At 72.1% G+C, this 19292-nt stretch carries 19 protein-coding genes; 5 read left to right on the forward strand and 14 right to left on the reverse strand.

The genetic code is table 11. The annotated features are described in order from the left end of the window. Nucleotides 1-84: 84 nt before the first annotated feature. From gatB to OHO83_RS16495, 9 genes are all read right to left on the reverse strand, one after another. The gene (gene gatB / locus OHO83_RS16455) at nucleotides 85-1596 is read right to left on the reverse strand and encodes an Asp-tRNA(Asn)/Glu-tRNA(Gln) amidotransferase subunit GatB (protein ID WP_266674436.1); all 1512 of its coding nucleotides are present in this window, start codon (nucleotides 1594-1596) and stop codon (nucleotides 85-87) included. A 16-nt stretch (nucleotides 1597-1612) separates the two neighbouring features. Beyond that, the gene (locus tag OHO83_RS16460) at nucleotides 1613-1846 is read right to left on the reverse strand and encodes a hypothetical protein (RefSeq protein WP_100598271.1); all 234 of its coding nucleotides are present in this window, start codon (nucleotides 1844-1846) and stop codon (nucleotides 1613-1615) included. A 5-nt stretch (nucleotides 1847-1851) separates the two neighbouring features. Next, nucleotides 1852-3357 carry an Asp-tRNA(Asn)/Glu-tRNA(Gln) amidotransferase subunit GatA gene (gatA, locus tag OHO83_RS16465; RefSeq protein ID WP_266676647.1) on the reverse strand — a complete coding sequence of 502 codons (1506 nt, stop codon included), beginning with the start codon at nucleotides 3355-3357 and terminating at the stop codon, nucleotides 1852-1854. Continuing rightward, on the reverse strand, nucleotides 3357-3653 hold the full coding sequence (gene gatC, locus OHO83_RS16470; RefSeq protein WP_016642027.1) for an Asp-tRNA(Asn)/Glu-tRNA(Gln) amidotransferase subunit GatC: 297 nt from the start codon (nucleotides 3651-3653) through the stop codon (nucleotides 3357-3359). The genes gatA and gatC overlap by 1 nt, the downstream gene beginning before the upstream one ends. Nucleotides 3654-3946: 293 nt before the next feature. Next, nucleotides 3947-6670, reverse strand: a complete 2724-nt coding sequence (locus tag OHO83_RS16475; protein WP_443066048.1) for a putative bifunctional diguanylate cyclase/phosphodiesterase — start codon at nucleotides 6668-6670, stop codon at nucleotides 3947-3949. Nucleotides 6671-6930: 260 nt separating this feature from the next. Continuing rightward, complete coding sequence (ligA, locus tag OHO83_RS16480) at nucleotides 6931-9138, reverse strand: NAD-dependent DNA ligase LigA (protein ID WP_266674435.1); 2208 nt, start codon at nucleotides 9136-9138, stop codon at nucleotides 6931-6933. A 41-nt stretch (nucleotides 9139-9179) separates the two neighbouring features. Then, entirely contained in the window at nucleotides 9180-10184 is a 1005-nt protein-coding gene (locus OHO83_RS16485; protein ID WP_266674434.1) for a methionine synthase, read from the reverse strand. A gap of 61 nt (nucleotides 10185-10245) precedes the next feature. Beyond that, complete coding sequence (locus OHO83_RS16490; RefSeq protein WP_266674432.1) at nucleotides 10246-10944, reverse strand: SDR family oxidoreductase; 699 nt, start codon at nucleotides 10942-10944, stop codon at nucleotides 10246-10248. Nucleotides 10945-10951: 7 nt separating this feature from the next. Next, on the reverse strand, nucleotides 10952-11491 hold the full coding sequence (locus OHO83_RS16495) for a TIGR00730 family Rossman fold protein (RefSeq protein WP_266674430.1): 540 nt from the start codon (nucleotides 11489-11491) through the stop codon (nucleotides 10952-10954). Between the two features lie 52 nt (nucleotides 11492-11543). Here OHO83_RS16495 and OHO83_RS16500 point away from each other — a divergent pair, with 52 nt between their 5' ends. Continuing rightward, the gene (locus OHO83_RS16500) at nucleotides 11544-11876 is read left to right on the forward strand and encodes a DUF427 domain-containing protein (protein ID WP_266674428.1); all 333 of its coding nucleotides are present in this window, start codon (nucleotides 11544-11546) and stop codon (nucleotides 11874-11876) included. A gap of 41 nt (nucleotides 11877-11917) precedes the next feature. Next, nucleotides 11918-12697 (forward strand): alpha/beta fold hydrolase, encoded by a 780-nt coding sequence (locus OHO83_RS16505; RefSeq protein WP_266674426.1) that lies wholly within the window; start codon nucleotides 11918-11920, stop codon nucleotides 12695-12697. 99 nt (nucleotides 12698-12796) lie between these two features. Here the strand turns inward: OHO83_RS16505 and mnmA are convergent, their stop codons facing one another. Beyond that, on the reverse strand, nucleotides 12797-13927 hold the full coding sequence (gene mnmA / locus OHO83_RS16510) for a tRNA 2-thiouridine(34) synthase MnmA (protein WP_116509612.1): 1131 nt from the start codon (nucleotides 13925-13927) through the stop codon (nucleotides 12797-12799). 84 nt (nucleotides 13928-14011) lie between these two features. Here mnmA and OHO83_RS16515 point away from each other — a divergent pair, with 84 nt between their 5' ends. Beyond that, the gene (locus OHO83_RS16515) at nucleotides 14012-14716 is read left to right on the forward strand and encodes an N-acetylmuramoyl-L-alanine amidase (RefSeq protein ID WP_266674424.1); all 705 of its coding nucleotides are present in this window, start codon (nucleotides 14012-14014) and stop codon (nucleotides 14714-14716) included. A 108-nt stretch (nucleotides 14717-14824) separates the two neighbouring features. Here OHO83_RS16515 and OHO83_RS16520 read toward each other — a convergent pair whose 3' ends face one another. The 3 genes from OHO83_RS16520 to OHO83_RS16530 form a co-directional block, all read right to left on the reverse strand. Continuing rightward, complete coding sequence (locus tag OHO83_RS16520; RefSeq protein ID WP_266674422.1) at nucleotides 14825-15994, reverse strand: cysteine desulfurase family protein; 1170 nt, start codon at nucleotides 15992-15994, stop codon at nucleotides 14825-14827. Nucleotides 15995-16073: 79 nt separating this feature from the next. Continuing rightward, nucleotides 16074-16406, reverse strand: a complete 333-nt coding sequence (locus tag OHO83_RS16525; RefSeq protein WP_382476681.1) for a hypothetical protein — start codon at nucleotides 16404-16406, stop codon at nucleotides 16074-16076. A gap of 42 nt (nucleotides 16407-16448) precedes the next feature. Beyond that, nucleotides 16449-16610, reverse strand: a complete 162-nt coding sequence (locus OHO83_RS16530) for a hypothetical protein (RefSeq protein ID WP_266559820.1) — start codon at nucleotides 16608-16610, stop codon at nucleotides 16449-16451. 114 nt (nucleotides 16611-16724) lie between these two features. On the opposite strand from OHO83_RS16530, the gene OHO83_RS16535 reads away from it, so the two are divergent. Continuing rightward, nucleotides 16725-17342, forward strand: coding sequence for a TetR family transcriptional regulator (locus OHO83_RS16535; protein WP_266674419.1), 618 nt, complete (start codon nucleotides 16725-16727; stop codon nucleotides 17340-17342). A 91-nt stretch (nucleotides 17343-17433) separates the two neighbouring features. Continuing rightward, on the forward strand, nucleotides 17434-18291 hold the full coding sequence (locus OHO83_RS16540; RefSeq protein WP_266674417.1) for an alpha/beta fold hydrolase: 858 nt from the start codon (nucleotides 17434-17436) through the stop codon (nucleotides 18289-18291). Here the strand turns inward: OHO83_RS16540 and OHO83_RS16545 are convergent. Continuing rightward, entirely contained in the window at nucleotides 18254-19228 is a 975-nt protein-coding gene (locus tag OHO83_RS16545; RefSeq protein WP_266674415.1) for a helix-turn-helix transcriptional regulator, read from the reverse strand. The two genes, OHO83_RS16540 and OHO83_RS16545, sit on opposite strands and share 38 nt — an antisense overlap. Between the last annotated feature and the right edge of the window lie 64 nt (nucleotides 19229-19292).

Genomic DNA, 19292 nt, shown 5'->3' on the forward strand with positions numbered 1-19292 from the left:
CGGGGGCTCCGCCCCGGACCCCGGTCCTCACACGCCGGACGGGCTGGCTCTTTGAGCCCGTCCGGCGTGTGAGGACACAGAACCTCAGCCCTCGGAGACGCCCAGCTTCTCCAGGATCAGCTCCTTGACGCGCGCCGCGTCGGCCTGACCCCGGGTCGCCTTCATGACGGCGCCCACGAGCGCGCCGACGGCGGCGACCTTGCCGCCACGGATCTTGTCGGCGATCCCGGCGTTGCCCGCGATGGCCTCGTCGACGGCCGCGCCGAGCGCGCCCTCGTCCGAGACGACCTTCAGGCCGCGCTTCTCGACGACCGTGTCCGGGTCGCCCTCGCCCGCGAGGACACCCTCGATGACCTGGCGCGCCAGCTTGTCGTTGAGGTCACCGGCGGAGACGAGCGCCGCCACCCGGGCCACCTGGGCCGGGGTGATGGGCAGCTCGTCGAGCGCGGTGCCCGACTCGTTGGCGTTACGGGCGAGCTCACCCATCCACCACTTGCGGGCCGAGACGGAGTCGGCGCCGGCCTCGATCGTGGCGACGATCGGGTCGACCGCGCCCGCGTTGAGGATCGACTGCATGTCGTGCTCGGAGACGCCCCACTCCTCGCGCAGCCGGTTACGGCGCACGCGCGGCATCTCGGGCAGCCCCGAGCGCAGCTCCTCCACCCAGGCGCGGGCGGGCGCCACCGGCACCAGGTCCGGCTCGGGGAAGTAGCGGTAGTCCTCGGCGTTGTCCTTGATACGGCCCGACGTGGTGGAGCCGTCCTCCTCGTGGAAGTGACGGGTCTCCTGCACGATCGTGCCGCCGGACGACAGGACAGCGGCGTGGCGCTGGATCTCGTAACGGGCGGCACGCTCGACGGAACGCAGCGAGTTGACGTTCTTCGTCTCCGAGCGGGTGCCGAAGGGCGCCTCGGGGCCGGTGCGCAGCGACAGGTTCACGTCGCAGCGCATCTGGCCCTTGTCCATGCGGGCCTCGGAGACGTCGAGCGCCTTGATGACCTCGCGCAGCTCGGCGACGTACGCCTTCGCGACCTCCGGCGCACGCTCCCCGGCGCCCTCGATCGGCTTGGTGACGATCTCGATGAGGGGGATGCCGGCGCGGTTGTAGTCGAGCAGGGAGTGCGAGGCGCCGTGGATACGGCCCGTCGCACCACCGACGTGCAGCGACTTGCCGGTGTCCTCCTCCATGTGGGCGCGCTCGATCTCCACACGGAAGATCTCGCCGTCCTCCAGCTGTACGTCGAGGTAGCCGTTGAAGGCGATGGGCTCGTCGTACTGGGAGGTCTGGAAGTTCTTCGGCATGTCCGGATAGAAGTAGTTCTTCCGGGCGAAACGGCACCAGTCGGCGATCTCGCAGTTGAGCGCGAGGCCGATCTTGATGGCCGACTCGACGCCGATCGCGTTGACGACCGGGAGCGAGCCGGGCAGGCCGAGACAGGTGGGGCAGGTCTGCGAGTTGGGCTCGGCGCCCAGCTCGGTGGAGCACCCGCAGAACATCTTCGTCTTCGTACCCAGCTCGACATGGACCTCGAGGCCCATGACGGGGTCGTACGTCGCGAGTGCCGCGTCGTACGACATCAGTTCAGTGACGGTCACGGTGAGACTTTCCCTCTCAGCCCAGCAGGACGTCGTCGTCGCCCAGGCGCTTCAGCTCCCGGTAGAGGATCGCCAGGCCGGTAACGATGGCGGCGGCGGACACCGCGGCGTCGATGAGCCGCAGGGTGTCGTGATCGTTGCGGGCCAGCTTCGCCTGCTTCGCGACACTGATCGCGCCAAATGCAGTGGTCGCAATCGACACGTATGCGCCGGTCTTGGACTTCTTGAAGTTCTTGGCCTTCTTTGCCATGGCACTCACAGCGACGGAGCCTCCTCGAGCAGCGGATGCCCCCACTTTTCCACGAAGGCGGCCTCGACGGCAGCGCCGACCTTGTACAGGCGATCGTCCTTCATGGCGGGGGCGATGATCTGCAGCCCGACCGGCAGGCCGTCCTCCGGCGCGAGGCCGCACGGCAGCGACATGGCGGCGTTGCCCGCCATGTTGGTCGGGATCGTGCACACGTCGGCCAGGTACATCGCCATCGGGTCGTCGGCGCGCTCACCGATCGGGAAGGCGGTGGTCGGCGTCGTCGGCGAGACGATCACGTCGACCTGCTCGAAGGCGCGCTCGAACTCCTGGGTGATCAGGGTGCGGACCTTCTGGGCACTGCCGTAGTACGCGTCGTAGTAGCCGGAGCTGAGCGCGTACGTACCGAGGATGACGCGGCGCTTGACCTCGTCGCCGAAGCCGGCCTCACGGGTGAGGGCGGTGACGTCCTCGGCCGACTTCGTGCCGTCGTCGCCGACCCGCAGGCCGTAGCGCATGGCGTCGAAGCGGGCCAGGTTGGACGAGCACTCGGACGGCGCGATCAGGTAGTACGCCGACAGGGCCAGGTCGAAGGTCGGGCAGTCCAGCTCGACGATCTCGGCGCCGAGCGACTTCAGCAGCTCGACCGACTCGTTGAAGCGCTGGACGACGCCGGCCTGGTAGCCCTCGCCGGAGAACTGCTTGACGACGCCGACGCGCATGCCCTGGACCGAGCCGTTGCGCGCGGCCTCGACGACCGGCGGGACCGGCGCGTCGATGGACGTCGAGTCGAGCGGGTCGTGGCCGGCGATGACCTCGTGCAGGAGCGCCGCGTCCAGGACCGTGCGGGCGCAGGGGCCGCCCTGGTCGAGGGAGCTGGAGAACGCCACCATGCCGTAGCGCGAGACGCCGCCGTAGGTCGGCTTGACGCCGACGGTGCCGGTGACGGCCGCGGGCTGGCGGATCGAACCGCCGGTGTCCGTGCCGATGGCGAGCGGGGCCTCGTAGGCGGCGAGGGCCGCGGAGGAACCGCCGCCGGAGCCGCCGGGGATACGGGTGAGGTCCCACGGGTTGCCGGTCGGGCCGTAGGCGCTGTTCTCGGTGGAGGACCCCATGGCGAACTCGTCCATGTTGGTCTTGCCGAGGATGATGACGTCGGCGTCCTTGAGCTTGCGCGTCAGGGTGGCGTCGTACGGCGGGATCCAGCCTTCGAGGATCTTCGAACCGACGGTGGTCGGGATGCCCTCGGTGGTGAAGATGTCCTTCAGCGCGAGCGGTACGCCGGCCAGCGGGCCGAGCTTCTCGCCCGCTTCGCGCTTGGCGTCGACGGCGCGGGCCTGTGCGAGCGCGCCCTCACGGTCGACGTGCAGGAAGGCGTGCACCTTCTCGTCGACGGCCTCGATCCGGGCCAGGTGGGCCTCGGTGACCTCGACGGCCGTGAGCTCGCCGGCGGCGATCTTCGAGGCGATCTCGGCGGCGGTGAGCTTGATGATGTTGCTGTCCGTCATGGTGATTAGTCCTCCCCCAGGATCTGCGGCACCTTGAAACGCTGCTGTTCCTGGGCCGGGGCGCCGGAGAGCGCCTGCTCGGGGGTGAGCGACGGACGAACCTCGTCCGCCCGCATGACGTTCGTCAGCGGGAGCGGGTGGGAGGTCGGCGGTACGTCTTGGTCGGCGACCTCCGAGACGCGGGCGACCGCGCCGATGATGTCGTCGAGCTGTCCGGCGAAGTGGTCGAGCTCTTCGTCCTTCAGCTCCAGACGCGCCAGCCGTGCGAGGTGTGCGACCTCCTCGCGCGTGATGCCAGGCATGCAGCGATCCTCTGGGGTGAGTGAGTGTGGTTTGGGCCGGGGCCAGTCGTCCCATTCCCGTCGTCCGCCCGAGGGGCGGGTCGTGCGTCGTCCGGTGTGTGCGATCGCAAGGCGCCGGAGCGTCCTCGTGGCGGAGCCACGTGGACGATTCGGCAACGCGGCGAGTGCGTGCCGGGCGTCGCACGACAGACGGGAATGGGACGACTGGCCCCAATCCTATGGGGCACGGTGCCGTGCCCCCTAAACGGTTTCCCGTTCGGAGGCCCTGACACCTCCGGTCACCCCTGTACGGCTCAGTTGACCGTCTGTCCCGACGACTGGTCCTCGGCCTCGGCGGCGAGGACGGAGGGCCGCTGCCAACCGCGGGAGCCGCGCGCCCGCAGCCACGCCGTCGTCTCGTCCGGCGGCATCGCGGCGGCCACCAGCCAGCCCTGGACGGCGTCGCACCTGAGGTCGCGCAGGCGCTCCCAGGTCTCGTCGTCCTCGACGCCCTCGGCGACGACGAGCAGGCCGAGCGAGTGCGCCAGGTCGACGGTGCAGCGGACGATCTCCGCGTCCTCGTTGTCCACGGCGAGGCGGGCCACGAACGAGCGGTCGATCTTCAGCTCGCTGACCGGGAGGCGGCGCAGGTGGACGAGGGAGGAGTAGCCGGTGCCGAAGTCGTCGAGGGACATCTTCACGCCGTGCCCGGTGAGCCCGGCGAGGGTGTCGGCGGCGCGCTGGGGGTCCTCCAGCAGGACGTGCTCGGTTATCTCCAGCTGGAGGGCGCCCGGGGGGACGCCGTGCCGGGCGAGCCGCGCGGCGACGGCGCCGGCGAATCCCGGGGTGTGCACGTCCCTCGGCGACACGTTCACCGCGACCGGCACGCGCAGGCCCTGCGCCCGCCAGCGGGCAACCTGCGCGAGCGCCGTCTCCAGGACGTACTCGGTCAGATGGGGCATGAGTCCGGACGACTCGGCGATGGCGATGAACTCGTCCGGCGGGACCTTCCCCCGCTCGGGGTGCACCCAGCGCACCAGCGCCTCGAGTCCCGCGACCTGTCCGTCGAAGCGGACCTTCGGCTGGTAGTGCAGCTCCACTTCGCCCGCGTCGAGCGCGCGGCGCAGATCGCCGAGCAGGCCGAGGCGGTCCGGGGTGTTGGAGTCCCGCTTCGACTCGTAGACCTCGACGCCCGTACGGTCGCGCTTCGCCTGGTACATCGCGACGTCCGCGCGGCGCAGGAGCCCTTCGGCGTCGAGCGCGTGGTCGGGGAAGACGGCCAGTCCGGCGCTGGCCTCCAGGACCAGGGTGAGTCCGTCCAGGTCGAGCGGGGAACCGAGGGCGGCGACCAGGGTGCGCGCCACTCGGGTGGCGGAGGTCGTGGAGTCGACCACGGGCAGGAGGACGGCGAACTCGTCGCCGCCGAGGCGTGCGGCCTCCGCCCCACGGGGCAGGGCCATCCGGAGCCGGTCGGCGATCTGAAGCAGCAGCCGGTCCCCCGCCAGGTGGCCGAGGGTGTCGTTGACCGACCGGAAGCGGTCCAGGTCGATCAGCATGAGGGCGCTGCGCGCGCCGATCCGCTCGGCGTCGTCGAGCGCGGTCCAGGTCCGCTCCAGGAGCCACTGCCGGTTGGGCAGCCCGGTGAGCGGGTCGCGCAGCTGCTCCTCGGCGCGGGCCCGGGCGATCCACAACGTCGAGTCGAGCGCGATGAGCGGGACGGCGAACAGCGGCAGCAGCTCGGGCAGCGCGATCGCGACCACGCAGATCAGCGGGGCGATGCCGAGCAGGGCGGCGCCGACGAGGCCCTGACGGACGAGGGCTGTGCGGGCGACGGTGGGCAGGCCGGAGGTGCGCGGCGCGTGGACGTACCAGAGCAGGCTGCGCGTGACCGTGAGGTAGGTGGCCGCGACGAGCGCCACCTCGGGGACGTTGAGGACCGTCCAGGTCTCCGGCCTCCACGGGGACTCCACGGACGGGACCTGGCCGAACACGGCGAGCGCGAGGCCACCCGCGCCGATGCCGATGATGTCGACCGCGCCCTGCAGGATGCCCTGGCGCCAGCGGTGCCGGCGGGCGATGCCGACGAGGACGACGACGGTGAGGCTGACCATGCCGGCGGGTACCCAGCCGTAGAGCAGCAGGACCGCGAGCGTTAAGGCCGCGCCCGAGCCGGTGCCGCCCCACCAGCGGTCGCGGCCGAGCGCGACGAGGTGGCCGACGATGATGCCGGTCAGCACGGCCAGGGCCCAGCCGGCGCCGCCGGACGGGAAGAGCGCGTGGCTGCCGGTGAAGGCGCGGTAGAAGCCGGTGCCGAGGACGGCGGCGGCGAGGGCGACGATCGTGAGAGGCAGCACGGGCAGCGCTCCCAGCCAGGAGCGCTCCCCGCCGTCCCCCTCCTCGCCGAAGGTCCCGTACGCACGCGGCCAGCCGCCCGCGTCTCCCGCTTCGGCGCCCGTCCACCCGGAACCACCGTCAGCGGCGGCCCCGGTCCAGCCGGTCCCGCCGCTCACCGCCGCTCCGGAGCCGCTACCGCCGATGGCACCGATGCCCGCCCCGCCGTTCGAACCCGGGACGGGCCAACCGGGCGCCGCCGCACCGGATCCGGGCACGCCGTAGGCGCCGATCCCGGCTCCGCCGTTCGAACCGGACGCGGGCCAGCCGGGTACGGGCGCGGCGGATCCGGCCGACCCGCCGGCGGAGCCACTCCGTCCGCTCTCGCCCTGAGCACCGGAGCCCGCGCGACGGCGCGTACGCCCTGCGCCGCGGATCCCGAACGCCGCGCGCCACGCGCCGCGCCTGCTCACCGAACCACCGTGCTCGTCCCCGCCCGGACTGTCGTCCGCGGGGCGCGCTGCCGGGGCGGCGTCGTCCGCGCGGCGCCCGTCCCCCTGGTCGCTCTCGCCGGTGTCGTCCTTCTCGCCGGTCTCGTCCCGTCCCGGCACGCTGCGCGCGGCCGGCGCCGGGCTCTCGGCGCCTCGCCACACGCGCCAGCGCGTGCGCAGCCGTGAGTCCGGAGCGGCGCTCTCGGTCGGTTCCATTCCCGTCCCTCTCACAGCCGGCGGTGCCCACGCCACGCGATCCGCCGCGGACGACTTCCGTCAGCGGTACCGCGTCCTCGTTCACTGCCCCGTGCCCGTCGTGGGCAGGGGATGCCCCATCCGCAGCCGGGCACGGCAGGCGCACCCCTCAACAGTAGGCCGCAGAAGGCTTCCAGGGGCAGCGGTCGCCCACGGTTGCCCGAATGCGCCCCGGCCACCCGTATGCATCTGGTATGCGCTGAACGGGTGGTCTTCAACCGCTACTCCTCGGTCGGAAGCGCCGCGTCCGCCGCCGCGTCCGGCCCCTGTTCGAGCAGGACGGCGAACCCGTCCTCGTTCAGAACCGGAACCTTCAGCTGCATCGCCTTGTCGTACTTGGAGCCCGGGTTGTCCCCCACTACGACGAAGGAGGTCTTCTTGGAAACGGACCCCGTCACCTTGGCCCCTCTGCTCTGCAGGGCCTCTTTCGCGCCATCTCGGGTGTGGTGCTCGAGAGTGCCGGTGACGACGACCGTGAGGCCTTCGAGGGGACGCGGTCCCTGGTCCTCGCCGGCGCCCTCCTCCTCCATCCGCACCCCGGCGGCCCGCCACTTGCGCAGGATCTCGCGGTGCCAGTCCTCCGCGAACCACTGCTTGAGCGAGGCGGCGATGATCGGCCCGACGCCGTCGGTGGCGGCGAGCTCCTCCTCGGTGGCCTGCTCGATGCGGTCGATGGAGCGGAACTCGCGGGCCAGTGCCTCCGCGGCGACGGGACCCACATGGCGCACGGACAGGCCGGTGATGACACGGGCGAGCGGCCGCTCCTTGGCCGCCGCGATGTTCTCCAGCATGGACACGGCGTTCTTGCGGGGCTCGCCCTGCTGGTTGGCGAAGACCGTGGCGATCTTCTCCTCGCCGGTCTTCGGGTCCCGCTTGGGCAGGCCGCTGTCCTGGTCGAGGACGTACGCCCGGATCGGCAGCAGCTGCTCGATGGTGAGGTCGAACAGGTCGCCCTCGTCCGCCAGCACCGGCTCGGCCGGCTCCAGGGGCTTGGTGAGGGCGGCGGCCGCCACGTAACCGAAGTTCTCGATGTCGAGGGACTTGCGGCCCGCGAGGTAGAAGAGGCGCTCGCGCAACTGGGCCGGGCAGGACCGGGCGTTCGGGCAGCGGAGGTCGATGTCGCCCTCCTTCATGGGCCGCAGCGGGGTGCCGCACTCGGGGCACTCGGCGGGCATCACGAACTCCTGCTCGGTGCCGTCGCGCAGGTCGGCGACCGGGCCGAGGATCTCCGGGATGACGTCGCCCGCCTTGCGCAGGACGACGGTGTCCCCGATGAGGACGCCCTTCTTCTTGACGACGTCCTGGTTGTGCAGGGTCGCGAACTCGACCTCGGAGCCGGCCACGGTGACCGGCTCGACCTGCGCGTACGGCGTGACGCGGCCGGTGCGGCCGACGCCCACGCGGATGTTGACCAGCTTGGTGTTGACCTCCTCCGGCGGGTACTTCCAGGCGATGGCCCAGCGCGGGGCGCGCGACGTGGAGCCGAGGCGGCCCTGGAGGGGGATCTCGTCGAGCTTGACGACGGCGCCGTCGATCTCGTGCTCGACGATGGAGTGGCGGTTCTCCCCGTAGTGGGCGATGAACTCCCGTACGTCCTCGATGCTGTCGACCACCCTGTTGTGCCGGGCGGTGGGCAGGCCCCATTCGTGCAGCAGCTCGTAGGCCTGGGAGAGGCGGTCGATGTCGAAGCCCTCGCGGGCGCCGATGCCGTGCACGACCATGTGGAGCGGGCGGGTCGCGGTGACGCGGGGGTCCTTCTGGCGCAGTGAACCCGCCGCCGCGTTGCGCGGGTTGGCGAAGGGCTTGTCGCCGGCCTCGACCAGACGCGCGTTGAGCTCCTCGAACCGCGCCATGGGGAAGAACACTTCGCCGCGGATCTCGACGAGTGCCGGGACGCGGTCGCCCTTGAGGCGGTGGGGGATCTCCGCGATCGTGCGCACGTTGGGAGTGATGTCCTCGCCGGTGCGGCCGTCTCCGCGGGTGGCGGCGCGGGTGAGCCTGCCGTCCTCGTACGTGAGGTTGACCGCGAGGCCGTCGATCTTGAGTTCGCACAGGAAGTGGTAGTCGGGCGTGCCGACGTCCCGGGCGATGCGGTCGGCCCAGGCGGCCAACTCGGCGTCGTCGAAGGCGTTGTCGAGGGAGAGCATGCGCTCGCGGTGCTCGACGGCGGCGAACGACGTGGACACGGCCGCGTACGAACCCGCGACCTTCTGCGTCGGCGAGTCGGGCGTACGCAGCTCGGGGTACTGCTCCTCCAGCGCCTCCAGGGAGCGCAGGAGCTTGTCGAACTCGCCGTCGCTGACGATCGGCTGGTCCTTCACGTAGTACCTGAAGCGGTGCTCCTCGATCTGCTCGGCGAGCTGCGCGTGCTGCTCCCGTGCCGTCGCGGGCACCTCTGCGGGCTGTGCGTGCTGCTGTTCGCCGGCCACCGTCTCGTCCTCCCGTTTGTCCCTGTGCGGACCCGGACCCGTCACTCTGGGTTGTCCGCGAGTGATCTCGCCGCCCGGACGCAGTGGGCGAGCGCGGCGCGCGCGTACGCGGGAGAGGCCCCCGCGAGACCGCACGACGGAGTGAGCGTGACCGACTCCGCGAGGGAGCCGGGATTCAGCCCCAGCCTGCGCCACAGCGTCCTGACTCCCATGACGCTACCGGCAGGGTCTGACAATGGGCCGTCCGTGCCCGGCACGACACCTGCGAGGAGCCGCGTGCCGGCCTCGACGGCCTCACCGATCGCGTCGTCGTCACGTTCGGTGAGCAGCGAGAAGTCGAAGGAGATGGCGTCGGCGCCCGCGCGGCGCAGCAGGGCGAACGGGACGTCGGGTGCGCAGGAGTGCACGACGACGGGCCCGTCGTGGACCGAGAGCACCTCGCGGAGCGTGCTCTCCACGAGCTGGCGGTCGACGGCACGGTGGGTTCGGTATCCGCTGGCGCTCTTGATCTGGCCGCGCAGTACGGCGATGAGGGACGGCTCGTCGAGCTGGAGCACGATCTCGGCGCCGGGGATGCGGCGGTGCACGTCGTCGAGGTGGAGGCGCAGGCCCTCGGCGAGCGAGCCGGCGAGGTCGCGGCAGGCGCCCTCGTCGGAGAGGGCGACCTCGCCGTTGCGCAGTTCCAGGGCCGCGGCGAGCGTCCAGGGTCCGACCGCCTGCACCTTCAACGGCCCCTGGTAGCCCTGCGTGAACTCCTCGAGGGCGTCCAGGTCCTCGCCCATCCAGGACCGGGCGCGCCGGGTGTCGCGGCCCGGCCGGTCCCCGAGCCGCCAGCCGCTGGGCTCCACGCGCGCGTAGAGCTCGACGAGCAGTCCGGTGGTCCGGCCGATCATGTCGGCGCCGGGTCCGCGTGCGGGCAGTTCCGCCAGATACGGAAACTCCTCGACACTGCCGGTGACCGTCTTGGCCGCCTCGCGCGCGTCGCCACCGGGCATCGATCCGACACCGGTGGCCGGCCCCGGCCTGAACTTGCTGTTTTCGCTCACCAGCGAAGCGTACGTAACGGGGCCGGGGCCGGCTCAAGCGCAGGTGGACCGGAGCGATGCGCTAGCGGCCCGGACGCACCGTCAGGTCGTTGACCTCGGCGTCGCGCGGCAGGTCGAGGGCCATGACGATCGTCGTGGCGACCGACTCGGGGTCGATCCAGCGGGCGGCGTCGTACGGCTTGCCCTCCTGCTGGTGCACCTTGACCTGCATGGCGCTGGCCGTGCGGCCCGGGTAGACCGACGTGACCCGCACTCCGTTGGCGTGCTCCTCCTGGCGCAGGGAGTCGGCGAGCGCCTTCAGGCCGTGCTTGGAGGCGGCGTACGCGGACCAGTCTGCGTGCGCGCTGAGGCCCGCACCGGAGTTGACGAAGATCACGTGGCCCTGGGCGACGCGGAGCTGGGGCAGGAAGTGGCGGGTCAGCTCGGCGGGCGAGACCAGGTTCACGTTCAGCTGGTGGCGCCACGACTTGGGGGTGAGTTCGCCGACCGGGCCGAGGTCGACGACGCCCGCGATGTGCAGCAGCGAGTCCAGCCGGTCGGGCAGCGACTGATGCGAGAACGCCCAGGAGAGCTTGTCCGGGTCGGCGAGGTCGCCGACGAGGGTGCCCGCGCCGGGGAACTGGGCCGCGAGTTCCTTCGCGCGGGCCGCGTCGCGCGCGTGGAGCACGAGTTCGTCCCCGCGTGCGTGCAGACGGCGCGCCACTGCCGCGCCGATCCCTGAGCCGGCTCCGGTGATCACATGTGTTGCCATACGGCCCATGCTCGCATTAGAGCGTGCCGACTGATTCCTCCAGGTACGCCAGCGCGCCGACGGGCTCCTCGGCGAAGAAGACGAGCTCGGTGAGCGGCAGGGGCAGGAACCCCTCGTCGTCCATGCGGCGGAACTGCTCCTTGAGGCCGTCGTAGAAGCCCGCCGAGTTCAGCAGGACGACCGGCTTGGTGTGCTTGCCGTGCTTCTTCAGCTCCAGGATCTCGGTGGCCTCGTCGAGCGTGCCCGTGCCGCCCACCATGATGACGACGGCGTCGGCCTTCTCCAGGAGCAGTGCCTTGCGTTCGGCGAGGTCACGAGCGATCACCATCTCGTCGGCGTTCGTCCGCGCCTTGGCGGCCAGGAAGTCCACGGAGACCCCCACGAGGCGCCCTCCGGCATCCTGCGCGCCGTCCGCCACCACCTTCATGAGCCCGCTCTCCGAACCACCCCACACGAGCGTGTGCCCGCCCTTGCCGAGCAGTTCGGCGAACTCACGGGCGGGGCGGGTGTAGCGGTCGGCGAGGTCGGCGGCGGAGAGGAAGACGCAGATGTTCATGCGTCCTACGGTACGGGGGAAGAACGGCGCCCCTTCCGGCGCTGTCCCAGGTATGGCTGATGGACACACGATCACGATCGAGCAGGGCACCGGTTCCGTACGCGTCGTCCAGGGCGGGGTGGTGCTCGCGCAGAGCGCGCGTCCGCTGCTGCTGCGCGAGACGGGCTGTCCCGTGCGCTACTACATCCCGCCGGCGGACGTCCGCGTGGACCTGCTGAACCCGTCCGGCACACAGACGTACTGCCCCTTCAAGGGAACGGCGTCCTACTGGTCCCTGCCGGACGCCCCCGACCTGGTGTGGTCGTACCCGGACCCGAAGCCGGACGTGGCCGCGATCAAGGACCACCTGTGCTTCTACGAGGTGGAAGAGGTGGAAATCGCCTGACCGCGTGATGAGTTCCAGCGGGCGGGGGAGTCTTCACGGACATGGACAAGAAGACGAACTCCTGCGACGGCACGGCCATCGCGTACGAACGCACCGGCACGGGTCCGGCGGTCATCCTGGTGAGCGGCGCCCTGTCGGCGGGCTCGTCGATGGAACCGCTGGCCGCCCGGCTGAGCGGCGGACTCGACGCCGTCCCGTACGACCGCAGGGGCCGTGGCGCGAGCGGTGACACGGCCCCGTACGCGGTCGCCCGCGAGGTGGAGGACATCGCGGCGCTGATCGACGCGGTGGGCGGCAGCGCGGCGCTGTACGGCATGTCCTCGGGCGCGGCGCTGGCCCTGGAGGCCGCGGCGAGCGGGCTCGCGGTGACCCGGGTCGCCGTGTACGAACCCCCGTTCGCGCTCGACGACGGGAGCGGCGAGGAACGCGCGCAGTACACGCGGCAGCTGTCCGGGCTTCTGGCCGACGGCCGCAACGGGGACGCGGTGGAGCTGTTCATGTCGCTCACGGGCATGCCCGCGGAGATGATCGCGGGCGCCCGGCGGTCACCCTGGTGGCCGGACATGGAGGCGGTCGCGCCGACCCTCGCCTACGACGACGCCGCGATGGGTGACGGTCTGGTGCCGCGGGAGCGGCTGGCCGCGATCACCGTGCCGGTGCTCGCGGTCGCGGGCGGGGCGAGTCCCGCGTGGATGCGCGAGGCGGCGCGGGCGGTGGCGGAGGCGGTGCCCGACGGGACGTACCGCACGCTGGACGGCCAGACCCACGCGGTGGACCCGGACGTACTCGGCCCGCTGCTCGGCGAGTTCTTCTCGGCGTAGGCCCGCGCGCCCCGGAAGCGCCCGACGGGACCAGGGTCTGTCCGGCGGATCAGGTCGCACTCGGGGCCCGCGCCCGCGACAAGATCCGCCGGACAGGCCCTAGGCGACGGCCTTCGCGCGCGTGGTCGTCGCGATCGTCGCCGAGCCGACCACCCGCGTGCCGTCGTAGAGCACGATGGCCTGGCCGGGGGCGACGCCGCGTGCGGGCTCGTCGAAGGTGACGGTCAGGGTGCCGTCGACCAGCTCCGCCGTCACCGGTGTCTCGTCGCCGTGGGCGCGCAGCTGCGCGGTGTACGTGCCCGGCCCCGAGGGGGCCGTGCCGCACCAGCGGGGCTTGATGGCCGTGAGAGCCGTGACGTCGAGGGAGTCGACGGGGCCGACCGTCACCGTGTTGTTCACCGGCGAGATGTCGAGGACGTAGCGCGGCTTGCCGTCGGGGGCCGGGGTGCCGATGCGCAGGCCCTTGCGCTGGCCGATCGTGAAGCCGTACGCGCCCTCGTGCGTGCCGACCTTGCTGCCCGTCTCGTCGACGATGTCGCCCTCGGCCTTGCCCAGGCGCGACGCCAGGAAGCCCTGGGTGTCACCGTCCGCGATGAAACAGATGTCGTGCGAGTCGGGCTTCTTGGCGACGGCGAGGCCGCGCCGCTCGGCCTCCGCGCGGATCTCGTCCTTCGTCGTGACCGTGTCACCGAGGGGGAACAGGGCGTGCGCGAGCTGGCGGTCGTCGAGCACTCCGAGGACGTACGACTGGTCCTTGGCCATGTCGGAGGCACGGTGCAGTTCGCGGGTGCCGTCCGGGTGCTCGACCACCTTCGCGTAGTGGCCGGTGGCGACGGCGTCGAAGCCGAGGGCGAGCGCCTTGTCGAGGAGCGCGGCGAACTTGATCTTCTCGTTGCAGCGCAGGCACGGGTTCGGGGTGCGCCCGGCCTCGTACTCGGCGACGAAGTCGTCGACGACGTCCTCGCGGAACCGCTCGGCGAGGTCCCAGACGTAGAAGGGGATGCCGATGACGTCGGCGGCCCTGCGGGCGTCGCGGGAGTCCTCGATGGTGCAACAGCCACGGGCTCCGGTGCGGAACGACTGCGGGTTCGCGGAGAGGGCGAGGTGGACGCCCGTCACGTCGTGGCCCGCTTCCGCCGCGCGGGCGGCGGCGACGGCGGAGTCCACGCCGCCCGACATGGCGGCGAGGACACGGAGGGGGCGGGTGCTCTGCGGGGTCTGCGAAGTCATAGCTCTAACAGGGTACGGGGCCGCGGGAACCGAATCCCGCGAGTATCCGTTGTGGATCTCGTACGACGTGAACGGGGGCGGGTCGTGGGAGCACAGGGGAAGTCCCGGCAGAAGTCCGGGGGCCGCGCGAAGCGCGACGGTGACCGGGGGGTCAGCAGACGGACGCTGCTGATCGGGGGCGCGGCGACGGCCGTCGGTGTGGGCCTGCTCGCCCGCAGCGATCTGGCGCACATGTGGTGGCAGATGCCCGGCATCGACAAGCCGCGCAAGGCCGGCGAGGTCGACTTCAGGGGCGCGGAGTGGGTGGCCGCGGCGGCGGCGAACTGGCGCCGGGCGGACCGCCCGGCGGACTACACGATCGACCGCGTGATCATCCATGTCACACAGGGCAGCTACCAGGGCACGCTGAAGGTCTTCAAGGACCCGTGGCACGGGGCGGCCGCGCACTACGTGGTGCGCAAGGACGGGCACGTCGCGCAGATGATCCGCGAGCTGGACGTGGCGTTCCACGCGGGGAACAAAGACTTCAACGAGCGCAGTGTGGGGATCGAGCACGAGGGGTTCGTGGACCGCCCGGCCGACTTCACGGACGCCATGTACGCGTCCTCCGCGCGGCTCACCGCCGGGATATGCAGGCGCTACGGGATACCCGTCGACCGGAAGCACATCATCGGGCACGTCGAGGTGCCGGGCACGGACCACACCGACCCGGGTCCGCACTGGGACTGGGACCGGTACATGCGCCTGGTGAAGCGCGCCCACGACGAGGGGCGCACGGCCAAGGCATAGGCCGCCCGGCCGGCCCGGACACGCCCGGGCCCGGCCCGGCCGTCAGCCCAGCCCGCCGTCGGCTCAGCCCGGCCGTCAGCCCAGCCCGCCGTCGGCTCAGCCCGGCCGTCAGCTCAGCCCGGCCGTCCTGGCCCGCTCCACCGCCGGTCCGATCGCGTCCGCCACCGCTGCGACGTCCGCCTCGGTCGACGTGTGGCCGAGGGAGAAGCGCAGGGTGCCGCGGGCGAGGTCCGGGTCGGTGCCGGTGGCCAGCAGTACGTGGCTGGGCTGCGCCACACCGGCCGTGCACGCGGAGCCGGTGGAGCACTCGATGCCCTGCGCGTCCAGGAGCAGCAGCAGGGAGTCGCCCTCGCAGCCGGGGAAGGTGAAGTGGGCGTTGGCGGGCAGCCGGCCGCCGGGGGCCGGGTCGCCGCCGAGGATCACCTCGGGGACGGCCGCGCGCACGGCGTCGACCAGGTCGTCACGCAGGCCGCCGATCTCGCGGGCGAACCGCTCGCGCTGTTCGGTGGCGATCCGCCCGGCGACGGCGAACGCGGCGACGGCCGGCACGTCGAGCGTCCCGGAGCGCACATGCCGCTCCTGGCCGCCGCCGTGGAGCACGGGTACAGGGGTGTACTCGCGGCCCAGGAGGAGCGCCCCGATGCCGTACGGGCCGCCGATCTTGTGGCCGGAGACGGTCATCGCGGCGAGGCCGGACGCGGCGAAGTCGACGGGGAGCTGACCGTAGGCCTGGACGGCGTCGGCATGCAGCGGGACGCCGAACTCGGCGGCCACGTCGGCGAGTTCACGGACGGGCTGGATCGTGCCGATCTCGTTGTTCGCCCACATGACGGTGGCCAGGGCCACGTCGTCGGGGTTGCGGGAGATCGCCTCGCGCAGGGCGTCCGGGTGCACGCGCCCGTACGCGTCGACGGGCAGGTACTCGACGGTGGCGCCCTCGTGCTCACCGAGCCAGTGCACGGCGTCGAGGACGGCGTGGTGTTCGACGGGGCTGGAGAGGACGCGGGTGCGGGCGGGGTCCGCGTCGCGGCGGGACCAGTACAGGCCCTTCACCGCGAGGTTGTCGGCCTCGGTGCCGCCTGAGGTGAGGACGACCTCACTGGGGCGTGCGCCGAGGGATTCGGCGAGGGTCTCGCGGGACTCCTCGACGGCGCGTCGGGCGCGCCGGCCCGCTGCGTGCAGCGAGGACGCGTTGCCGGTGACGGCGAGCTGGGCGGTCATCACCTCGACGGCCTCCGGGAGCATCGGAGTGGTCGCGGCGTGGTCGAGGTAGGCCATGGTGGGCTCGATTCTACGAGCCCCGGTCCCGGTGCTCCGCGCCGCGTGGGGTCCCGTCCCACGCCGAGCGCGAAAGGGGTCAGCCCGTGAGGCTCCAGGACACCGTGTGGTCGGCGGCGACGAACGCCGCGAGGACCGCCAGGTCGGCCACGCCGAGCCCGAGTCCGAGCAGCGCACGGCCACGGCGGGCGGTGCCGCGCCACAGGGCGAGGCCGGCGAGCACGATGGCGACGGGGCCGAGGAAGAGGTTGAGGACGAGCAGTCCGAGCAGCCCGAGGACGAACGAGGCGACGGCCATTCCGTCGGCGTCGCGCGCACCGGTGCGGGGCTGCTCCGCAGGGGCCGTCCCGGCCACGGCGTCGGTGTGGGTGCTGGTGCGGGTGTCGGTGCTGGTGTCAGCGGTGATGTGCATGGTGGTACCCCCTCTTGGATCAGACGTGATCAGGCTGATGGATCAGTGCTGGTGGCGTCGTCGGGCGGTCCGCTCGCGCACGGCGAAGACGACCAGCCAGACACCGATGACGGCGGCGGCGACGAGGGTGACGGGAAGAGGCGCGTGGGCCACGGAGCCCAGCGCGACGCCGAGCAGAAGCAGGGCGGCTACGAGGAACAGCATGAGTGCCTCTCATGGTCGGGTCGGCGACAGTTGGGATTACAACCGTTCACTGACTCTCGAGTCTAGCGCGCGCACGGCTTCCGAATTACAGAGAACAAGTGTTAACTGCATGGCATGAGTCACACTCTCGGCGTCCGGCAGGCCCAGAAGCAGAAGACCCGACAGGCCCTGCTCGACGCGGCGTTGGAGCTGCTCGAGCACCAGAGCCTGTCGAGCCTGGGGCTGCGCGAGGTCACCCGGGCCGTCGGGGTCGCGCCGACCGCGTTCTACCGGCACTTCGACTCGACGGCCGAGCTCGGCGTCGCCCTCGTCGAGGAGGCGCTCGGCAGCCTGCACGAGACGATCACCACGATGCTGACCACGACGGGGAGCAACGAGGAACGCCTCGGCCGGACAGTCGAGTTGATCGCCTGCCTGGTCCGCACCCACCCCTCCCACGTGCGCTTCATCGCGCGTGAGCGGCACGGCGGCGTCCAGCGGGTGCGGGATGCCATCGGCGGGCAGCTCGCGCGGTTCGCCGAGGAGGTGGCCGAGGGACTGGCCGCGGACCCCGTGTCCGCCGGCTGGAGCCGCGACGACCTGCGGATGCTCGCCCTGCACTACGTCGAGCACATGGTGATGACCGCGTCCGTCTTCCTGGAGACCCCGCCGGAGCGCATGGACGCGGCGATCGACGTCGCCACGCGGCAGTTGCGCCTCGTCAACCTCGGCAGGGCGCACTGGCTGGACTGAAGCCGGCCTGCAGGTGACCCACACCGGCGACCTGCCGCGGACGCCCGCGCCCCCCACGCCCCCGGCCGGGACAAGCCCTAGCCTGACACGCATGACCGCCGACTGGAATCTCGACCGCTCCTACGCCAGTTCGTCCGGTGACGTCGCCTGGGCCGCGCTCGGCCCTGCGGACGCGCCGCCGGTCGTCCTCGTCCACGGCACGCCCTTCTCCTCGTACGTCTGGCGCGGCCCGGCCCGCGCGCTCGCCGCCCGGCACCGCGTGTACGTGTGGGACCTGCCCGGGTACGGCGCCTCGGCCAAGCACGACGGGCAGGACGTCTCCCTGGCCGCCCACGCCCGCGTCCTGACCGAGCTGCTCGCCCACTGGGGCCTGGACCGGCCCGGCGCGGAACCCGCCGTCGCCGCCCATGACTTCGGCGGCTGTGTCGCCCTGCGCGCCCGTCTGCTGCACGGCGCGCGCTACGAGCGGCTCGCGCTCGTCGACCCGGTGGCGCTCGCCCCGTGGGGCTCCCCCACGTACCGCCTTCTCGGCGCGCACGCCGAGGTGTTCACCCAGCTCCCGTCCGCCCTGCACGAGGCACTGGTGCGTGAGTACATCAGGTCGGCGAGCCACCGGGGCCTGCACCCGGCGACACTCGACCGACTGGTCGCACCCTGGTGCACGGCCGAGGGACAGCCCGCGTTCTACCGCCAGATCGAGCAGAACGACCAGCGCTTCACCGACGAGATCCAGGACCGGTACGGGGAGTTGGACCTGCCCGTGCTGATCTGCTGGGGCACCGATGACACCTGGATCCCGGTCGCGCGGGGGCACGAGCTGGCCAAGCTGATCCCCGGCGCCGAGCTGCGGCTGATCGAGGGCGCGGGGCATCTCGTGCAGGAGGACGCGCCGGCCGAACTGACCGGTGCCGTCACGGAGTTCCTGTGGGCGGACCGTACACGCCGGTGATCGCGGCGGCGCAGCGGGCGAGTTCCTCACGGATCTCGGGCGGGCCGGTGACCTCGACGTTGTCGGCGAAGGACAGGAGCGAGCGCGTCTCGCGCACCTCCCCGTAGCCGAGGCGCACGATGATCCACTCGCTGTGGCCGTCGTCATCGGGCGGCGCCGTCAGCGCGTTGCCGCACAGCCGCAGGAACAGGTCGAGGTGGGTGCGCCGCACGCGCGCGGTGGCCTCGACGGCACCCGGCCTGTCCTCGACCTGGCGCTTCAGCACGGCCCAGGCGTCGGCCAGTTGGACTCCAGGGCGCCGCCGTACGGGCGCGTCCGTGAGGGTCGCCTCGCGCACCCGGTCCGCCCGGAACAGGTGGGGCGCGGCGCGCCGGTCGGCGACGAGGTACCAGACCCCGGCCTTGGAGACGAGTCCGTACGGGTCGACGGTGTAGGTGCGGGGTGTGTCGGTGCCGCTGTGCCGGTAGCGCAGGCGCAGCCGCCGCTCGGCGAGCACCGCCTCCTGGAGCACGCCCAGGTCCACGGCGGGCATGGGCCCGCCCCTCCAGCGGGACGCCTCCACGAGGATGCGGCGGCTGGTCAGCTCGGCGGCGGGGCGGTGCGGTTCGGGCAGCGCGGCCATCACCTTGCGCAGGGCCGAGCGGAACGCGGAGTCGAGACCGAGCGCGCTGTGGGCGCCCTGGGCGGCCAGGATGAACAGGGCCCGCGACTCGTCGGCGGTGAGTCCGGTGACGTCCGTGCGGTAGCCGGGCAGCAGGGCGATGCCTCCGTGCCGGCCACGCTCGGCGTACACCGGGACGCCACTCGCGGAGAGCGCCTCGATGTCGCGGTAGATGGTGCGCACGGACACTTCGAGCCGCTCGGCGAGCTCGGGGGCGGCGACCCGCCCACGGGTCTGGAGCAGCAGGAGGATCGAGAGCAGCCGGTCGGATTTCACACGTCAGAGGATCTCGCGACGCGCGTCGTCCGAGGGCGTCGGGCTCACTTCACGCCCCGCCCGG

Origin of the sequence: Streptomyces sp. NBC_00569 (assembly GCF_036345255.1) — a bacterium.
Taxonomy (GTDB): Bacteria; Actinomycetota; Actinomycetes; order Streptomycetales; family Streptomycetaceae; genus Streptomyces.